General features: G+C 71.3%; 13 protein-coding genes. 7 read left to right on the top strand and 6 right to left on the bottom strand.

Translation table 11 applies throughout. The annotated features are described in order from the left end of the window. Positions 1-66: 66 nt before the first annotated feature. On the bottom strand, positions 67-1,209 hold the full coding sequence (locus ACGFY5_RS39645) for a hypothetical protein (RefSeq protein WP_392729145.1): 1,143 nt from the start codon (positions 1,207-1,209) through the stop codon (positions 67-69). Positions 1,210-1,336: 127 nt separating this feature from the next. Between ACGFY5_RS39645 and cofD the strand changes: the two genes are divergently transcribed. Both cofD and ACGFY5_RS39635 read left to right on the top strand, forming a co-directional pair. Beyond that, positions 1,337-2,320, top strand: a complete 984-nt coding sequence (gene cofD / locus ACGFY5_RS39640; RefSeq protein ID WP_392729142.1) for a 2-phospho-L-lactate transferase — start codon at positions 1,337-1,339, stop codon at positions 2,318-2,320. Further along, positions 2,317-3,771: a coenzyme F420-0:L-glutamate ligase gene (locus ACGFY5_RS39635; RefSeq protein WP_392729139.1), complete on the top strand. Its 1,455-nt coding sequence runs from the start codon at positions 2,317-2,319 to the stop codon at positions 3,769-3,771. Before cofD ends, ACGFY5_RS39635 begins: the two co-directional genes overlap by 4 nt. Before the next feature lie 76 nt (positions 3,772-3,847). Here the strand turns inward: ACGFY5_RS39635 and ACGFY5_RS39630 are convergent, their stop codons facing one another. The 4 genes from ACGFY5_RS39630 to ACGFY5_RS39615 form a co-directional block, all read right to left on the bottom strand. Further along, entirely contained in the window at positions 3,848-4,771 is a 924-nt protein-coding gene (locus tag ACGFY5_RS39630; RefSeq protein WP_392729137.1) for a DNA-3-methyladenine glycosylase family protein, read from the bottom strand. A 10-nt stretch (positions 4,772-4,781) separates the two neighbouring features. After that, complete coding sequence (locus ACGFY5_RS39625) at positions 4,782-5,873, bottom strand: mannose-1-phosphate guanylyltransferase (protein ID WP_392729134.1); 1,092 nt, start codon at positions 5,871-5,873, stop codon at positions 4,782-4,784. Positions 5,874-5,916: 43 nt separating this feature from the next. Continuing rightward, on the bottom strand, positions 5,917-7,062 hold the full coding sequence (locus ACGFY5_RS39620) for a glycosyltransferase family 4 protein (protein ID WP_392729131.1): 1,146 nt from the start codon (positions 7,060-7,062) through the stop codon (positions 5,917-5,919). Positions 7,063-7,213: 151 nt separating this feature from the next. Continuing rightward, the gene (locus ACGFY5_RS39615) at positions 7,214-9,868 is read right to left on the bottom strand and encodes a SpoIID/LytB domain-containing protein (protein ID WP_392729129.1); all 2,655 of its coding nucleotides are present in this window, start codon (positions 9,866-9,868) and stop codon (positions 7,214-7,216) included. 165 nt (positions 9,869-10,033) lie between these two features. Between ACGFY5_RS39615 and ACGFY5_RS39610 the strand changes: the two genes are divergently transcribed. The 4 genes from ACGFY5_RS39610 to ACGFY5_RS39595 all read left to right on the top strand — a co-directional run bounded on the left by ACGFY5_RS39610 (position 10,034) and on the right by ACGFY5_RS39595 (position 14,103). Next, on the top strand, positions 10,034-10,897 hold the full coding sequence (locus ACGFY5_RS39610) for a TIGR03089 family protein (RefSeq protein WP_392729126.1): 864 nt from the start codon (positions 10,034-10,036) through the stop codon (positions 10,895-10,897). Positions 10,898-11,473: 576 nt separating this feature from the next. Beyond that, positions 11,474-12,160 carry a glycosyltransferase family 2 protein gene (locus ACGFY5_RS39605; protein WP_392729123.1) on the top strand — a complete coding sequence of 229 codons (687 nt, stop codon included), beginning with the start codon at positions 11,474-11,476 and terminating at the stop codon, positions 12,158-12,160. Between the two features lie 21 nt (positions 12,161-12,181). Then, entirely contained in the window at positions 12,182-13,006 is an 825-nt protein-coding gene (locus tag ACGFY5_RS39600) for a DUF1028 domain-containing protein (protein ID WP_392729120.1), read from the top strand. A gap of 56 nt (positions 13,007-13,062) precedes the next feature. After that, positions 13,063-14,103: a hypothetical protein gene (locus ACGFY5_RS39595; protein ID WP_392729118.1), complete on the top strand. Its 1,041-nt coding sequence runs from the start codon at positions 13,063-13,065 to the stop codon at positions 14,101-14,103. A gap of 1 nt (position 14,104) precedes the next feature. Here ACGFY5_RS39595 and ACGFY5_RS39590 read toward each other — a convergent pair whose 3' ends face one another. Continuing rightward, complete coding sequence (locus ACGFY5_RS39590) at positions 14,105-15,613, bottom strand: hypothetical protein (RefSeq protein ID WP_392729116.1); 1,509 nt, start codon at positions 15,611-15,613, stop codon at positions 14,105-14,107. Between the two features lie 307 nt (positions 15,614-15,920). Here ACGFY5_RS39590 and ACGFY5_RS39585 point away from each other — a divergent pair, with 307 nt between their 5' ends. Then, positions 15,921-17,279, top strand: a complete 1,359-nt coding sequence (locus ACGFY5_RS39585) for a UDP-glucose dehydrogenase family protein (protein WP_392729115.1) — start codon at positions 15,921-15,923, stop codon at positions 17,277-17,279. The last annotated feature ends 9 nt before the right edge of the window (positions 17,280-17,288 follow it).

The raw sequence follows: 17,288 nt of genomic DNA, 5'->3' as shown, positions 1-17,288 counted from the left end.
CAATATGCCGCTGCGCGCCCGGTTGACCGAGAGGTATCCGTGCTGTCCTGGTTTGGGGCGCCGGGATTACTCCCCGTGCCGCGGTCCGCGGTGCTGCTGCTGGTCAGGCGGGAGCAGATCGTTCACGTTGACGATGTTCGTGTCCTGGTTGCCCGGGTTGTTCGGGCCCGGGTAACCGCTGGTCGGCTGCGGGAACCCGCTGGTGGGTGCGGCCTGGTGCGCGGAGCCGTAGCCGGGCTGCTGGGCCGGGTACGCACCGCCGTAGGGCATGCCGGAGCTGGGCTGCTGGCCGTACGGCACGCCGGAACTGGGCTGGCCGTAGGGCACGCCCGAGCTCGGCGGGGCGAACGGTGCGGGCTGACCCGAGGTGGGTGCCTGGCTCGGCCACGCGGACTGCTGGGGCTGGCCCCAGTCCTGTCCGGGCTGCTGAGCGGGCTGGCCCTGGTGCTGGCCGGGCTGGCCGGGCTGGCCCGGCTGCTGCTGGCCCGGCCAGGCCGGTTGGGCGTTCCAGGCCTGGGTGGGCTGGCCCGACGGGACCGGCTGGCCCCAGTCCTGGCCCGGCTGCTGCTGGCCCGGCCAGTCCTGCTGCTGGGGCTGCTGCGGCTGCTGCGGCTGACCCGGGTAGCCGGCCTGGCCACCGTACGGAGCGGCGGGGCGGGCACCGGTGTCACCCGGCATGCCCTGGCCGGGCATCTCGCCGTACTGCCCGCCCGGGTACCCGCCGTAACCACCCTGCGCAGCCGCCGGGTTCGCGGCGCCGCGCGCCGCCATCATCATCTGCAGGACGACGAAGGCCACCCCGGCCAGCAGGACGATCCACGCGAGCCCCTCGAGGAACCCGGCGAACTTCGTCCCCGCAGTCGAGTACGACGCGGCGAAGATGCTGAGGTTCGTGATCAGCCCGAGCAGGATCGAGAACGCCAGCTCGCCCAGGGCGATCATGCAGGCCAGCGGAACGAGCTTGTCCTTCGCCGGCTGCACGACGGCAACCAGCACCACCGCGAGGGCAGGCAGCAGGACCTGGGTGAGACCTGCGAAGCCTCCGCGTGAGGTCGCCAGCGCGTCGCTCAGGTCGAGGGACGACGTCGCGATCGAGAGCAACCCGACGATCAACAGGAAGCCGTTGACGGCCAGGAGCAGCACCGCTGCCGGTCCTCTTAACCGCTCGAAGACGGCCTGGACAGGCGTTTGGGCCTCGGTGGACGACACGGTCTTCTCCTTCGACGCCATGTTCTGTCGCATATCGGTTCTGCCGCCAGCCTGGCACAACACTGCCGAAAGGTGCGAGCGAACGCCCCGGGCAAACGTTGTCGGTGGCGTGCGCGACGATGGGAGAATGCGCATTGTCGTCTTGGCCGGTGGCATCGGTGGGGCACGTTTCCTCCAGGGCGTCCGGGAATGGGCGGGCCGCCGTCCCGACCATCCCGAGATCACCGCCATCGTCAACACGTCCGACGACGTCACGCTGCACGGTCTGCGGATCTGCACCGACCTCGACAGCGTGATGTACACGCTCGGCGGCGGTCACGACGAGGAACGCGGCTGGGGCCGGGTCGGCGAGACGTGGGCGGTGAAGGACGAGCTCGCGGAGTACGGCGCGGAGCCGACGTGGTTCGGTCTGGGCGATCGGGACATCGCTACGCACCTGGTCCGGACGCGAATGCTGGATGCGGGTTACCCGCTTTCCGCGGTCACCGAGGCGTTGTGCGCGCGGTGGAAGCCCGGGGTGCGGTTGTTGCCGATGACCGACGATCGGGTGGAGACGCACGTCGTGCTCGCCGAGGAGCTCGAAGGCGCCGGGGTGCAGCGGCGGGCCGTGCATTTCCAGGAGTGGTGGGTGCGGTACCGCGCCGGGTTGTCGGTGGATCGGTTCGTGCAGGTGGGGATCGAGGATGCGAAGCCCGCGCCGGGGGTGGTGGAGGCGATCGCGGCCGCTGACCTGATCCTGTTCGCGCCGAGCAACCCCGTAGTGAGCATCGACACGATTCTGGCGGTGCCGGGGATCCGGGCGGCGTTGCTCGCCGCTCCGGCGAAGATCGTGGGGGTTTCGCCGATCATCGGGGGTGCGCCGGTGCGGGGCATGGCGGAGAAGTGTCTGCCGGTCGTCGGCGTGGAAATCTCCGCTGCCGGGGTCGGGGCCCACTACGGGGCCCGGGCGTACGGTGGCCTGCTCGACGGGTGGTTGGTCGACACCACGGACGCCGGCACCGTGCTGTTCGGCGCGGACGTCCGCGCGGTCCCCCTCTGGATGACCGACCCCGAAACCACGGCCACCACCATGGTCACCGAAGCCGCCGCCATCGCCGGCCTCCCCCGATGACCGCGCCCACACCAGGCGCCGCGAGCGCCGCGTCGGAGGCGGGTCGCGGCGGAGCCGCGTCGGTCGGCGCGCCCGTTGGGCCGCCGGCTTCGCCCGCGCCTGCGGGCGGGGCTGCTGCGCGGGCCGACGACGTGCGCGTTCTTCCTGTGCCGGGGATCCCGGAGGTGGTGCCGGGTACGGATCTGGCTGCGTTGATCGCGGGCGCGGCGCCCTGGCTGGTGGAGGGCGATGTGCTGGTGGTCACCAGCAAGATCGTCAGCAAGGCGGAGGGGCGGCTGGTGCCGGTCGACGGCGACCGGGAAGCGGCCCGGGAAGCCGCGATCGACGGCGAGACCACGGCCGTGGTCGCGACCCGCGGCCGCACGCGAATCGTCCGCACACCGCAGGGCCTGGTGCTGGCCTCCGCCGGCGTCGACACCTCGAACGTCGACCAGGACGTCATCGCGCTCCTGCCGGAAGACTCCGACGCCTCCGCCCGAGCGCTCCGCGCCGGCCTGAAGAGCATCCTCGGCGTCGACGTCGGCGTCATCATCAGCGACACGATGGGCCGCCCCTGGCGCGTCGGCGTCGCGGACGTGGCGATCGGCGCCGCAGGGTTGCGCCCCCTGCGCGACCTCCGCGGCCAGACCGACGGCCACGGCAACGATCTCGCGATGACAGTCGTCGCCGACGCCGACCAGATCGCCGCCGCGGCGGAGCTCGTGAAGGGCAAATCCGGCGGCGTGCCGGTAGCCGTCGTCCGCGGCGTGCAGTCTCTCGTCGACGTCGGCGGTGACGACGGCCCCGGAGCGAACGCGCTGGTCCGCGTCCTCGAAGACGACATGTTCGCGCTCGGCACCGCCGAGGCCCGCGCGCTCGGTCACCGCGAAGCAGTGACCCTCCGCCGCTCGATCCGGACGTTCCGCAAGGACCCGGTCGACCCCGCAGCCATCGCCCGCGCGGTGGCAGCAGCGGCCACCGCACCGGCCCCGCACCACACCACACCGTGGCGGTTCGTCCACGTCGCCTCCGACGACGTCCGCAAGCGCCTGCTCGCCGGCATGCGCGAGGCCTGGGCCGCCGATCTGCGCGGCGACAACTTCGACGAGGCCGCAATTCGGCGCCGTATGCAGCGCGGGGATCTCCTCTGGGAGGCCCCTGCCCTGGTGGTGCCGGTACTCGCGCTGGACGGCGCACACCCCTATCCGGACGCGCGCCGCGCCGCGAGCGAGCGGGCGATGTTCCAGGTGGCGATGGGCGCCGGCGTGCAGAACTTCCTCGTCTCGCTGGCCACCGAGGGCATCGGCTCCTGCTGGATCTCCTCGACGATGTTCGCCGCCGACCTCGTGCGCGCCGAATTGGACCTCCCCGCCGACTGGCACCCGATGGGCTCCGTGGCGATCGGCTACCCCGCCGAAGCGCCCCGCGATCGCCCCCCACGCGACGCCAGCACCTTCCTCCTCACCCGCTAGCGTCCACTCCAAGTCGACGCACGCCCCACGACGCACGCTCCGCGGCGGGGCAGCGGGCAGCGGGCAGCGCGCGCCTTCAGAAGGCGCGGTAGTCGCGGGGAGAGAAGCGGGGGCCGCGTTTCGGGGGGCGGACGGCGGGACCCACCTCGACGAGGCGGATGGCCCGCTGCCGGTGGGGGGCGTACGGCGACAGGACCTCGAGCATGCCGGCATCGTCGAGTCTGCGGCCGACGAGTGCCCAGCCGACGACGTTCGGCAGGTGGAAGTCACCCACGCTGACCGCGTCGGCACCGGACATCGCCCGCTGCACCGCCTCAGCGGCCGTCCAGGGTCCGATCCCCGGCAACGTGCACAACACCCGCACCGCCTCGACGACCGGCCGGTCCACGAGCTGGTCGAGACGGGCGGCCACGGTCGCCGCGGCCCGGATCGCCCGGCGGCGGGACAGATCGACGCCGGCCTTGTGCCACTCCCAGTCGGGAATCGCCAGCCAGTCGGCCGGGTACGGCGCCACCGCCATCCCGGCCGGCGCCGGGCCGGGAGCCGGTGAGCCGAACCGCCACACCAGCTCGCGCCACGACCGCCGGGCCTCGATCCCGGTCACCTTCTGCTCCAGCACCGCGACCGACACCTGGTCGAACAGCAACCGGGTGGCCGGGAACCGCAGCCCTCCCCCGCACAGCCGCCAGGCCTCGCTCAGCACGGGGTGTGGAGCAGCCTCCAGCACCCCCGCGAAATCGTCGACCACGTCGTCGACGCAGAGCAGTTGCGGAAGGTGCTCGAGCAGCCACGCGCCGCCCGGACCCCACGCCTCCGCGACGACGCGGTCTGTGCGGCGCAGCCGCAGAGTGCCCGGCCCCGCAGGCGTGGGCGCCGTACGCCACAGCGCACCATCAGCGAGCCGATGGGTCGGGTCACCTTTTCCCCGGGCCAGGTGCCCGAGCGAACGACGGATGTCGAGCGGGTACGACGGACTCCACTCACGCGTGAGTGGTTCCACCGATACAGCCTCAGCAGAGATTGCCCGCACCCTTGTTCTTCAACGCCTCTACCAGCGACTTTACCTCTTGCGCCCGATCGCGCGGGCAGACCAGCAACGCGTCGGGCGTATCCACGACGACGACGTCACGCATGCCGAGCAACGCGACGGTGCGGCTGGAGTTCGGCACGACCATCGACCCGGTGGTGTCGATCGTGATCACCTGGTCGCTGGCGCCGACCACGGTGTTGCCCTCGTCGTCGTGGTCGAGGACGGCGGCCAGACCGTCCCAGTCGCCGAGGTCGTTCCACCCGAACGCGGCCGGCACGACCGCAACGGAGCCGCGGGCCGCAGCGCCCTCCATGATGCCGTGGTCGACCGAGATCTTCGGCAGCCGCGGCCAGACCTCCGACAGCACCTCGTCGCGGCGGGGCAGGTCCCACGACTCGCAGATCTTCATCAGGCCGCTGTAGAGCTCGGGGAGCTGCCGCTGTACCTCGGCGAGGAACGCGTCGACGCGCCAGACGAACATGCCGGCGTTCCAGACGTACTCGCCGGACGCCAGGTAGGTCTCGGCGACCTCGGCCGACGGCTTCTCCTTGAACTCCAGCACCGCGCGGGCGCCGGTCTGGAGGTGGTCGCCGCAGCGGATGTAGCCATAGCCGGTCTCCGGGCCGGTCGGCGTGATGCCGATGCAGACCAGCTTGCCCTCGGCCGCGGTCGCGATCGCCGTGCGCACCGTCGTGACGAACGTCCGGGTGTCCCGGACGACGTGGTCGGCGGCGAACGAGCCCATGACCGCGTCCGGGTCGCGACGCTGGATCAGCGCCGCGGCCAGCGCGATCGCCGGGCCGGACTCGCGTGGACCGGGTTCGACGACAATGTTCGACGCCGGGACCTCGGGCAGCTGGCGGGCGACAGCGGCGGCGTGCGCCGCACCGGTGACGACGAACGTGTCACCGGGCAGCGAGACGTACTTGAGCCGGTCGACGGTCTCCTGGATCAGCGTCCGGTCGCCGCCGGTGAGTTGGTGGAGGAACTTGGGGTGTCCGGCCCGGGACAGCGGCCAGAGCCGTGTGCCGCTGCCGCCGGCGGGGATGACTGGATAAAAAGCACCGCTCATCAGGCAACCTCCGGGAGGGGGTCGTCGACGCGCACCTCTAAGTTCATGCGCTGGCTGCTACGGCTCTCGTGAAGCTGGCGATGTGCGCCTCCGCGGAGGCGTCCCAGGAGAACTCGAGCGACCGCTCGCGTCCGGCCGTGCCGAGCTGCGCGCGACGGTCGTGGTCGTCGAGCAGCGCGGCCAGGTCGGTGCCGATCTGGTCGGCGTCCTCACCGGTGTACGCGACCGCCTCGCCGCCGACCTCCGGCAGCGAGAGCCGCGGGGTGGTGAGCACGCAGGCACCGCAGGCCATCGCCTCGAGCACCGGCAGGCCGAAGCCCTCACCGTGGCTCGGGTAGGCCACCACGATCGCCCCGCCCAGGTATCCGGGCAGGTCGGCGTAGCGTAGGTACCCCGGCCGGATCAGGCGAAGGTGCGGCGGGATCTCCTCGATCGCGGTGTCGATCTCCTCGTCGTGGCCGGAGCCACCGGCGATCACCAGCGCGGGCGGCGCCTCGCGGTGCGCGCAAGCGCGGGCCCAGCCGCGGATGAGGTTCGGAACGTTCTTCCGGGGCTCCTGGGCACCGAGGAACGCCACGTAGCTGGCCTGCCCGATGCCCAGGCGGGCCCGCACGCGGGCACACTCCGCCTCGTCGGGCACGTGGAACACCCGCGGGTCGACGCCGTGGTAGGCGACGTCGAGCTTCGTGGGGTCGGCGTCCAGCAGGCGGATCAGCTCGTCCCGCGTGGCCTTGCTCGGCACGATGACCCTGGACGCCCGGCGCATCGCGGTGCGGGTGGCCGACCGGAAGAACGCGCCCTTGCCCTTGTCGTAGTGCCGCGGGTCGGTGAAGAACGTGGCGTCGTGCACCGTGACCACCACCGGGCACGAGACGCGCAGCGGCTGCGTGTAGTGCGGCGAGTGCACGACCTCCGCGTTGACGTGCTGGGCGACCAGCGGCAGGCCGGTCTGCTCCCACGCCAGCCGCGCGGGGCGGTGGGCCACCGCTGCCGGGGCCGGGATCACGGTCGCGGCGGGTACGAGCCGTCCGTAACGCTCCGCATCCGCCCGCTGGCAGACGACTGCCAGTTCAGCGCCGGCTCGGCCGAGGGCTGGAAGCAGCCCGTCGACGTACCGCCCGACGCCGCCACGGTCAGCGGGAACCGCCGTGGCGTCGACCAGGACTCGAGGGCCGTTGCCGCCTGTCACCTGATGTCTCCTCGTCGACCTGTCGTCGTCGTGCTGCGGGGGCAGACGCTGCCTTCCCGCGCGTATGAGCGTACGCCGCAGAGGCATCCGTCACCGAACGGTCGGCACCGTCTGTTCGAGCCGGGAAGCCCCCCGACGGTCACCGTATCGGTTACTTGGCGAAGCCGAGATAGGTACTCCGCAGGCCGAGCTTGATGCGGAACGCGTCACCCGTGAGCGACACCGTGACGACCTTGCCGGTAGCGAGCGTGCCGGTCAGCGTCACGGTCTCGGCGCGCCCGCCCCAGCGGCCGAGGCCGGTCCGCTTGGTCACCGTGACCGCGGTGACCGTGGTGAGGCCGGCGGCGGTGGCGAGCTGGGCGGGGGTGACGACCTTGGTCCAGTTGGTGCCGGAGGACTGCGCGGCCAGCGTGTACGGGTCGGCCTTCGCCGGGAGGTAGGCGACGCCACCGCTCGCGGTGTAGCCACCCGAGTCCGACGAGAACTCGGCGCTGATGACCTTGCCATTGACCGTGAGCACCTTGCCGACGGTCGCGGCGATCGCGGCGTTGGTGGCAGCGGTCTCCGAAAGCGCACCGTCCCAGCACTGGTTGGCCTGGGTGTCGACGACGTCGTAGTAGCGGCTCGCCGTAATCTTCGCGGCGGCGTAGGTACGCGCGGCGATCGTCTGCGCCTGGAGGGCGGCAGCCGGCCAGCTGGACGGCATCTCGGAGGCGACGACGCCCTTCAGGTAGGTGTCGAGCGGCATCGTCGCGACGAAGCGGGACGCGTTGTCCGCGACCAGGGCGGTGAGCGTGCCGTCGAACGTCACGGTCGTGCCGCCGCGGCAGTCGCCCTTGGCCTTGCCGTAGGTGAGCTTGAGCGTCTTCGGGCCGGTGAACGTCACCGGAGCGACCAGCGTGTAGGTCTTCGCACCGGCCTTGACGACGTAGTTCGAGCCGCTGCGCGTGACGTTCCAGGCCTGCGCGTCGAGCGCGACGACCTTCTTGCCGGCGTCGGTGGCGACCAGGCCGGCGACCGGCGTGAACGTGAAGGTGCCGGCGTCGATCGCGGAGAGGCGCACGCGGATCGACGGGTTGCCCTTCGCGGCCAGCGTCGTACCCGGGTAGTAGAAGTTGACGATCTGCGCGGCGTTCAGGCCCTGAGTGGCAGCACCCTTGGCGCCGTACTGGCTCAGGCCGCGGCCGTGGCCGAAGCCCGCGCCGTAGACGGTGAGGCCGGTGGCGGGCACGGTGGCGTTGTTCGCGGTCGCGGTCGGCGGGGTGGTCGGGGTGGTGGCCGGCTTGACCGGCGCGGCCGGGGTCGCCGGGGTGGTCGGCTTGTTGACGACGGGCGCGGGCGCCACCGTGGCGGCGCCGAGCTTGTACGCGGTGACCAGGGCCTTCGCACGGGTGCGGACCCAGGCCATGATGTTCAGGCCGTACTTGCCGGGGCAGGTGGTCGCGCTGGTGCTCTGGTGCGGGTAGATCGTCGGGAGCGTGAGCGTCGTCTTGGTCTTGAACTTCGTGGACGGGCCACCGGTGAGCTTCGCGGTGCCGACCGGGCTCACCTTGCCGGTGCCGAGCTTGAACGCCGAGTAGCGGGCGACGGCCTCCTTGGCGGCGGCGCTGACCGCTACCTTGGTGTGGTCGCCGATGATGCCGATGCCGCTGGTGCCGGTGTTGAAACCGCCGGCGTGGGCGCCGACGACGGCACGGGTAAGGCCGCCGTAGCGTCCCTCCCAGATGCGGCCGAAACGGTCGATGAGCACGTTGTAACCGACGTCGCCGTACTTCTCGGTGACGGCCATGTAGTAGTAGATCGAGCGGATGATCGCGGGGACCTGGTCGGCGGTGTAGTTGTTCGCGGTCGCGGTGTGGTGCACGACGATCGCGTTCACCTTCGGCGCGTAGGCCGGGGTCCACTTCATGTAGGCGGCGTTCGCGCCCCAGGCGGCGCGACTGTAGATCTTGACGACGCCGTTGCCGTAGGTGGTGGGGGTGGGCTGCGCGGTGGCGGCCGGCACCAGCGCGTCGGACTGGGCGACCTCGTCGCCGTCGGTCACGGTGTTGGTGGGGGTGTCGGTGCCCGGGTCGATCAGGTCGACCTTCACGTCGACGGGCTGGCGACCGGAGACCGTGGTGACGACGACCTCGGCGGTGACCGCGTCGCCGGTCCAGATGACGCCCGGGCCGTCGCGGAGCTCCGCGGGCACGGCGTTGGTGCCGTTGCGGTCGTCGCTCTCGCTGCTGGCGACCGTCGTCCAGGCCGAGAACGGCGCGGAGGTCTCGGCGCGGGTGCGGACGGCGACGCTGACCTTGCCGAGCGACGCGTCGCGCTGCCAGGTGACGCCGACGGCGGAGAACGGGGTGCCGGAGGCGAGGGTGCGCAGGACGCGGGCCTGGTCGGTGGCGGCGTTGAACGCCAGCGGGACGCCCGCGGGCTGGGTGGTGCTGGCCTTGGCGTGGGTGGTGGGGCTCGAGGCGCTGCCGAGCGCGACGGTGCGGACGGAGACCTTCGCGGGGATCGCGGCACCCTTGACCGTGGTGCCGGCCGCAACTGCAGCAGCCGTCTCGATCTCAGCGGGAGCGTCGCCGGTCGCGGCAGCGTCCGCGCCGTTGGGGGCGTCGTCGGCGGCTGCGGCTGCGGTGGCGGCTGCGTTGGCGGCGGCGATCGGGGCGGTGGCGGTCTTGGCGGCGGGCTGGGCGGAGGAGTTCGCCGAAGGCAGGACGGCGGCCGGGGCGAGCGCGATGCCGCCGGCGACTGCCGCGACGACCGTGGCCGGCAGGGCGATCGCCCAGCGGCGCGCTGTCGTGTTTCGAGCCATGGAAGCAGGTCCCCCGCGTCGATTCGGTGTGGGCTTCGTGCGTGGATCGCTGTCCACGACTGAGCCTTCGGCGCGGTTGGTTGCCGGATGAGGAGGGTTGCGGCCGTGCAACCGGGTCCCACCCGGCGTGCAACGATTCGGCAACCGAGCGAGCGAGGAGCACCAATGGAGTCACCGGACGCGGCGTTGCGGAAGGCGCTGGCAGCGGACCCCGGACGTCCGCTGATCACGCAGTACGACGACCGCACCGGCGAGCGCGTGGAGCTCTCGGTGGCCACCGTCGACAACTGGGTCTCGAAGACCGCGAACCTGCTGCAGGACACCGGCGTCGAGCCGGGCTCTACCGCCGCGGTGCTGCTGCCCGCGCACTGGCAGACCGCCGTGATCCTGCTCGGGTGCTGGCGGGCCGGGGTCGCGGTTGGGCACTCCGCCGTACCGGGTGCTGTTCTTCCGGCCGACGTCGAGCCGCGGGTCGTGTTCACGGCGGCGGACCGGGCTGCGGAGGCCGTCGCACTGGGCACCGACTTCGGCGCCGACGAGATCTGGGCGCTCTCCCTGGCCCCGATGGCCGCGCCCCTCCGCGAGGTCCCACCGGGCGTGGTCGACTACGCCCCGGAGGTCCGCACCCACGGCGACCGCTTCACGCCGTACACCCCGGTGGATCAGACCGGCCCCGGACTGTGGCTCGCCGCCGACCCGCCACCCGCGGCAGGCGCCGCGGGCACGGCTGCCGCCGGCGCGGACGTGGCTGCCGCCGGCGCCGATGGTGCTGGCGCGAATGGGGTGGGCGGCGGCGGATTGTCGCTGGCGGAGTTGGGAGCGCTCGGGGTGGCTCGGGCGGGGGTTCTGGGGCTTACGGGCGGGGGGCGATTGTTGGTGGGTACCGACGAGGTGGTGCAGCCATCGCCGGTCGAGTGGCTGCTGGCGCCGCTCGTCGCGGGCGGCGGCGTCGTGTTGCTCCGCCACCCCGACCCGACCCGCGTCGACCACGTGGCGGAAACCGAACGCGTCACCGTGCGGCTGGCATGAAGAAACCCCGGCCCGCGTGAGCGGGCCGGGGCCTGTATCTCCTGGAAGAAGTGCGGGGCTCCACCCCCTGGGGAGGATCGAGTGGAGAGCCGATACTTCTTCGACCGTGTCGCCGAAGTGTCTTACCGCGTGCCGCGATCAGCCTCTTCGGCAGGACCGGCTAATAAACCGCCGTCGGAGAACCGGGGTGACCCGGATCGCGAACGGCGCCTCCTTGAGCCGGTGTCGTGCTCCGTCGTGCACGACGGGCGGGACCGGACGTTCCAGCTGGAGGTCTCGCCCGCACGACGCCCCGAGTTACCGGGAACATCGGCGGAGCCCGGCACCACGGCACGTCGGTGCCGCGTAGCCAGTGGCACTGGCGACTCAGCCACCGACCATGCTGCGACCAACGACTGTGCCATGCCACCCCCTTCCGTGCGTCCAGATATGGACATAACGTGTCTATCAGAATCAAAGCGGCAATGGAAGCCTTACGTCACACTGCACCTGTTTGCACCTGTGACCCCGCCAGCCCCACCTGAGGTGGCCGAATCAACTACGCCAGGGGTGGCCGATGGTCCCTAGACTCAGCGCGTGAAGCTGTCGGTCCTGATGCCCGTCTTCAACGAAGAGCGCACGGTCGCCAACGCGATCAAGCGGGTGCTCGACGTCGACTACCCGTGCGAGGTCGAACTCGTGGTGGTCGACGACGGTAGCCGCGACCGCACCGCGGCGGCGCTCGCCGGCATCGGCGACGCCCGGATGGTCGTCGGTGCGCACCCCCTCAATCGCGGGAAGGGCGCCGCGGTCCGCACCGCGGCGAGCCTGGCGACCGGTGACTACGTCGTGGTGTGCGACGCCGACTTGGAGTACGCCCCCGAGGACATCCCGAAGCTGGTCCAGCCGGTGCTCGACGGCGACGCCCAGGTGGTGTTCGGCACCCGCACGTTCGGCTCCCACGCGTCGTACTCGTACTGGTACGTGATGGGCAACCGGGGCGTCACCACCGCCTGCAACCTGCTGTTCAACTGCTACCTCACCGACCTCGAGACCGGCTTCAAGCTGATGCCGATCCAGCTCTACCGCGACCTCGACATCCGCGAACCGGGCTTCGGCATGGAGGCGGAGATCGCCGCCAAGCTGCTCCGCCGCGGGATCCGCCCGTACGAGGTGCCGGTCAACTACCGCGCCCGCGGCCGGGCCGAGGGCAAGAAGATCACCTGGCGTGACGGCGTCGAGGCGGTCTGGATCCTGGGCAAGATCCGCGCCGGGGGCCGCTGACCCGGGCCGTACGCTGACCGCGTGACCTTTTCCGTTATCGGACGAGATCCGGTCACGGGAGAACTGGGCGTCGGTGTGGCGTCGTGCGTGCTCGCCGTCGGCCGGGCCGTGCCCTGGGGCAAGGCCGGTGTGGGTGTCGTCGTCACCCAGTCGCAGCCCCGCCGGGGGTACGGTCCGCACGCGCTGGCCGGCCTGGAAGCCGGGGTTCCCGTCGGTCGGGTGCTTCCCACACTGCTCTCCCGCGACGCCGGGGCGTCCGGGCGACAGGTCGCGGTGCTCGCCGCGGACGGGTCCGTGGCGGTGCACACCGGCGAGGACTGCGTCGCAGCGAGCGGTGACCGCTACGGCGACGGCTGGAGCGTCCAGGGCAACCTGCTGCGCTCGCCGGACGTCCTCGACGCGATGGTCGACGCCTACCTGCGCAATCCGCTCCCGCTGGCCGAGCGGCTGCTCGTCACGTTGGAGGCCGGTGAGGCAGCCGGTGGTGACCTGCGCGGACGCCAGTCGGCAGCACTGCTGGTGGTCGGCGGCAAGCGGCTGGTCGAGCCGTGGGACGGCGTCGCGGTGGATCTGCGGGTCGACCACGCGGACGAGCCCCTCGTCCAACTGAAGCAGTTGTTGTCGCTCCAGCGGGCCTACGAGGGTGGCGACAGCGCCGCGTTGGCGGATCTGGCGCCGGACAGCACGAAGGCGATGCATGCTGCACTCGAGGCCGCGCGGCGCGGTGATCTGGAGGGCGCGCGCGCCGCGGTGGCGCAGTTGCGGCGCAATCCGCAGTGGGAGGAGTGGTTGCGCTCCAGTGCGGTAGCGGGACGTTTCCCTCATCTCACACAGTTGCTCGACTGAGGTTTGCCTGGGCGGGAAGATTGGTCACCTGACCCACGTCGGCACGGGGAGACTTCATGCGGCACTTCGGCAGCCTGGTGCTCGCGATCGTCCTCGCCCCCGTGGCGTGGGTGGCGATCGCGTTCGGCACGAATCGGTTAGCCCGGTCGGTGCTGGACCTGCCCGGTTCGTCGGACACCGACAAGTACATCGGGATCGGGTTGATCCTGGTGGCCGCGATCGCACTCGGTGTCCTGCTCGTGCCGCGGATCTCGCCGGTGGGGCCGGTGATCGCCGGTGCCGGGTTCCTGGCCGTTTCGGCGCTGGGTCTGTCGTCCGATTCGCCGGTGTACGACGTCGGCAAGGACATCGTGAGCAACGCCGACCAGCAGACGCTGGTCTCGCCGATTCCCGCCGGCTATCTCTGGCTGGCCGGGTTCCTGCTGCTCGTGCCGCTGGTGATTCCGGCGCGGTGGCGCAAACAGCGCACGACGACGCCAGCCGCCGCCCCCGCCGCCGGCCCGTACGGCCCTGGCGGCCCGGGCCCCAGCGGCCCCGGCGGTCCTGGCGGTCCCGGCACGCCGAACCCGTACGAGCCCAGCCCTTACGGCGCCAGCCCGTACGAACCCAGCCCTTATGAACCCAGCCAATACGGCGCCAGCCCGTACGAACCGAGCCAGTACGAACCGAGCCAGTACGGCTCCGGTACGCCAGGCTCCGGCACGCCCGGCTCCGGCACGCCCAGTGCGCCTGACACCGGTAGCTCTCCCACGCTCGTGGGACCCCCGCCGGCGAATCCGAACCCTGGCGGCACCGACAACCCACAACAGTCCCCATATTACTCCGAGCGGCCCGCGCAGAGCCCCGGCTCCGCCCAGTTCCCCTCGGCCTCGCCGTACCCGGGCTCCGCCGGCGCGCAGTACCCGCCGTCGACCTACGGCTCCCAGTTCCCGGACCCGAACGCCTACCAGGCGCAGCAGAACTACCCCACTACCTACTCCGCGCCGGAACAGCAGCCGGGCCCCACCAGCTACTCCCCCACCGTCTACGGACGCTCCCGCCCCGACGACGAGCCGGACACCCCCGACGACCCGCAGGAAACGCGCCGCATCCCGTAGGTCAGTCAGCCCCGGGTAACCACTCACCGATCTTCGCCCGCACCCGGGCGTCGGCGAAGAAAGCGGTGTGCACGACGGTGCTCGGCGTCGGAACGACGAACGGATCGCTGATCCGGTACTCGCCGGCGGCGTAGACACCCTGCGTCGGCACCACCAGGTCGTTCCCGGCGCCGAAGAACGGGTCGACGATCGCGTTCAGCGCTCGGAGACGCAGATCGCCGTCCGCCGGCGTGAAGTCCGACGCCACCGCACGCACCGGTCCGGCGATCCCCGCCGCGCCACCGAACACGCCCGTGTTCGCGGTCGCGATCGACGGGTTGGCCGGGTCCATCGCGGTGAGGCCGGCCAGCCCGTTGAACACCCCGGTCGCGATCTGCTTGACCAGCTCGATCACGCTCTCGGCGGTCGCGGTGGCCACTTCTTCGGGCAACAGCGAGAACAAATTCGTGAAGACGTCGATCAGCGTCGTCCAGCGTTTCGGCGACGCGAGCACCGTGCCACCGTTCGGCGTCCCGACGTGGATCAACCGGCGGATGTTCGGGGCGGGCACACCGACCGCCCGCGCCAGGTCCGCATCGGCGATCCGGCGGCCGACCAGGCCACCCCGGGAGTGGGTGAGAACGTCGAGCGTGACCGGTCGGTCACGCGGCAGGCGTTCGAGGAACCACCGCGCGTTCACCGACGGGTCGACGTGCAACGTCTGGTGATCGAAGCCGAGCACCCGCCCCTCGTACCGGGCGACGAACTCGGCGAGGTCGGGACCGTCACCGGGCTTCGCGAGGCCCGCGAACCCGCTGCGGATCGTGCTGAACGTCCCGTGCACCAGCAGCAGGAACGGTTTGTCGGCCAGCTCGGCGAGGCGTGCGGTGTCCACGCCGCCGGGCTCCGGCACGCCGGCCAGCGTCTCCGGCGTGAGCAGGTTGAGCGAGTGCGGACGGTTGCGGTCCTCCCACCAGCCGACGAGCGCTTTGCCCGCCGCGGCCGCTGCCGACTCGATCGGGAACCGGATCAGGTGCAGCACCTTCCGGATGCCGAACCCGACCAATCCCCGGCGGCTGTCCTGGATCGGAATCCGGAACACCTGGTCGAGCCCCGCGTACACCGGGGCGACACGACGGACCGGAGGCGTCGGAACACCGTCAGCGATCGCCACAGCGGTGGTGACCGCCTCGACGTCCACGTGCCACCGCACCAAGCCGACGTCGTCGACCTCGAGCACGACCTGACCCTCGTCGGGCCCGGGCGCCGGCACCGACACCTCGACGTACGGCGCATCACCGGTGAACCCACGCGCCGACACCGCGACGCCGTCGAGCGGAACGACGAGCACCTGCTGCATCCCGGCCGCGGTCAGCACCGGTGCGAGCCGGGCGTCGATCTCGCCCGTGTCGGCCGAGAAGCCGCGTATCCCCGGCTGTCGCACGTCTCCTACGGTCGCGGTCACACCCGACGACCGGATCCGGATGCCGGACGCCAGCACCAGCTCGCTGTCGTGCTCCAGTTCAGGCACGGGCACAGTAGACACCCGAGGTGGTGTGGTTGAGAACCCAGTGATCTCCGTCACGAACGGTCCGGATCAGCGAATTGGACGCATGGATACCGAACAAAGCGTCCCCGTCCAACTTCTCTTCATCCCGTAACGCGACCATTACCGCCCATTAAGACGTTCTGACTCTGACCGGAAGGCCGCGTGGTTCCGCATCTGGGATCGCGGGCATCATCTACCCTCGAACGGTTGAATCGACCCGGACGGCCCCTGCACCCCGCCCGGCCCAGTAGAGCTGACCCGGTGGGTCTTGCCACAGGAGGAAGCACGCGTGTCGGAATCGATCCCCCAACGACCTCGTCTCACCATTCTCGGCACGGGCTATCTCGGGGCCACCCATGCCGTATCGATGGCCGAACTCGGCTACGAGGTGCTCGGCGTCGACGTCGATGAGTCCAAGATCACCAAGCTGGCCGACGGGCAGGTCCCGTTCCACGAGCCCGGCCTGGACGAGATGCTGCGGCGCAACCTGGCCACCGGCCGCCTGCGCTTCACCACCTCGTACGCCGAGGCCGCGGACTTCGGTGACGTCCACTTCGTCTGCGTCGGCACCCCGCAGAAGGCCGGCAGCATGGCCGCCGACATGCGTTACGTCGAATCGGCAGTTGTTTCGCTTGCGCCGCATCTGACCCGGAAAGCGCTGATCGTCGGTAAGTCGACGGTCCCCGTGGGTACGGCCGAATGGGTCGAGGAGCTCGTCGAGCAGCACTCGCCCGACGGTCTCGGTGTCGAGGTCGCCTGGAACCCGGAGTTCCTCCGCGAGGGCTTCGCGGTTGAGGACACCCTGCGCCCGGACCGGCTCGTGTTCGGCGTCAAGAGCGAGTGGGCCCAGCAGATGCTCGAGGCCACCTACAAGGGTGTGTACGAGCTCGGTGTGGCCGAGGACCGCGAGGTCCCCACCGTCGTCACCGACTTCCCCACCGCGGAGCTGGTGAAGGTCGCGGCGAACTCGTACCTGGCCACGAAGATCTCGTTCATCAATGCGATGGCCGAGGTGTCGGAGGTCGCCGGCGCCGACGTGACGCAGCTCGCCAAGGCGATCGGCTACGACGTCCGGATCGGCAACAAGTTCCTCCGGGCCGGTGTCGGCTTCGGCGGCGGCTGCCTGCCCAAGGACATCCGCGCGTTCCAGGCCCGCGCCGACGAGCTCGGTGTCGGCCACGCGTTGAAGTTCCTCAACGAGGTCGACCAGATCAACAACCGCCGCCGCGAGAAAGCCGTTTCCCTGACGGCCGAGCTCGTCGGCGGTTCGCTGGCCGGGGCCCGGGTCGGTGTGCTCGGTGCCACGTTCAAGCCCAATTCCGACGACGTGCGCGACTCGCCGGCGGTGGCCGTCACGCGGCTGCTGGCCGAAGCGGGCGCGCAAATCACCGTGTACGACCCGCAGGGCATCGACAACGCGCGGCGCGCACTGCCGTCGGTTGCGTACGCCACGTCGGCCGTCGACGCGATCCGGGACGCCGACGCGGTCGTCGTGCTGACCGAGTGGGAGGAGTTCCGGCACGCCGACCCGGTGGCGCTGGGCAACCTCGTCGCGCACAAGCGCGTGGTCGACGGGCGTAACTGCCTCGACCCCGCGGTGTGGCGCGCGGCGGGCTGGGAGTACCGCGGCATGGGCCGCAACGCCTGATCCCGACGT

Origin of the sequence: Cryptosporangium sp. NPDC048952, from assembly GCF_043197895.1 — a bacterium.
In the GTDB taxonomy this organism is placed as follows: Bacteria; Actinomycetota; Actinomycetes; order Mycobacteriales; family Cryptosporangiaceae; genus Cryptosporangium.
Note: the sequence above shows the minus strand (reverse complement) of the source record. Positions and strands in the feature narration are given on the sequence as shown.

Bases quoted from the DNA above. Each gene is read 5' to 3' on its own strand.
- ACGFY5_RS39635 (WP_392729139.1), top strand. From the start codon at position 2,317: ATGACCGCGCCCACACCAGGCGCCGCGAGCGCCGCGTCGGAGGCGGGT.
- ACGFY5_RS39595 (WP_392729118.1), top strand. From the start codon at position 13,063: ATGCGGCACTTCGGCAGCCTGGTGCTCGCGATCGTCCTCGCCCCCGTG.
- cofD (WP_392729142.1), top strand. From the start codon at position 1,337: ATGCGCATTGTCGTCTTGGCCGGTGGCATCGGTGGGGCACGTTTCCTC.
- ACGFY5_RS39625 (WP_392729134.1), bottom strand. From the start codon at position 5,873: ATGAGCGGTGCTTTTTATCCAGTCATCCCCGCCGGCGGCAGCGGCACA.
- ACGFY5_RS39615 (WP_392729129.1), bottom strand. From the start codon at position 9,868: ATGGCTCGAAACACGACAGCGCGCCGCTGGGCGATCGCCCTGCCGGCC.
- ACGFY5_RS39610 (WP_392729126.1), top strand. From the start codon at position 10,034: ATGGAGTCACCGGACGCGGCGTTGCGGAAGGCGCTGGCAGCGGACCCC.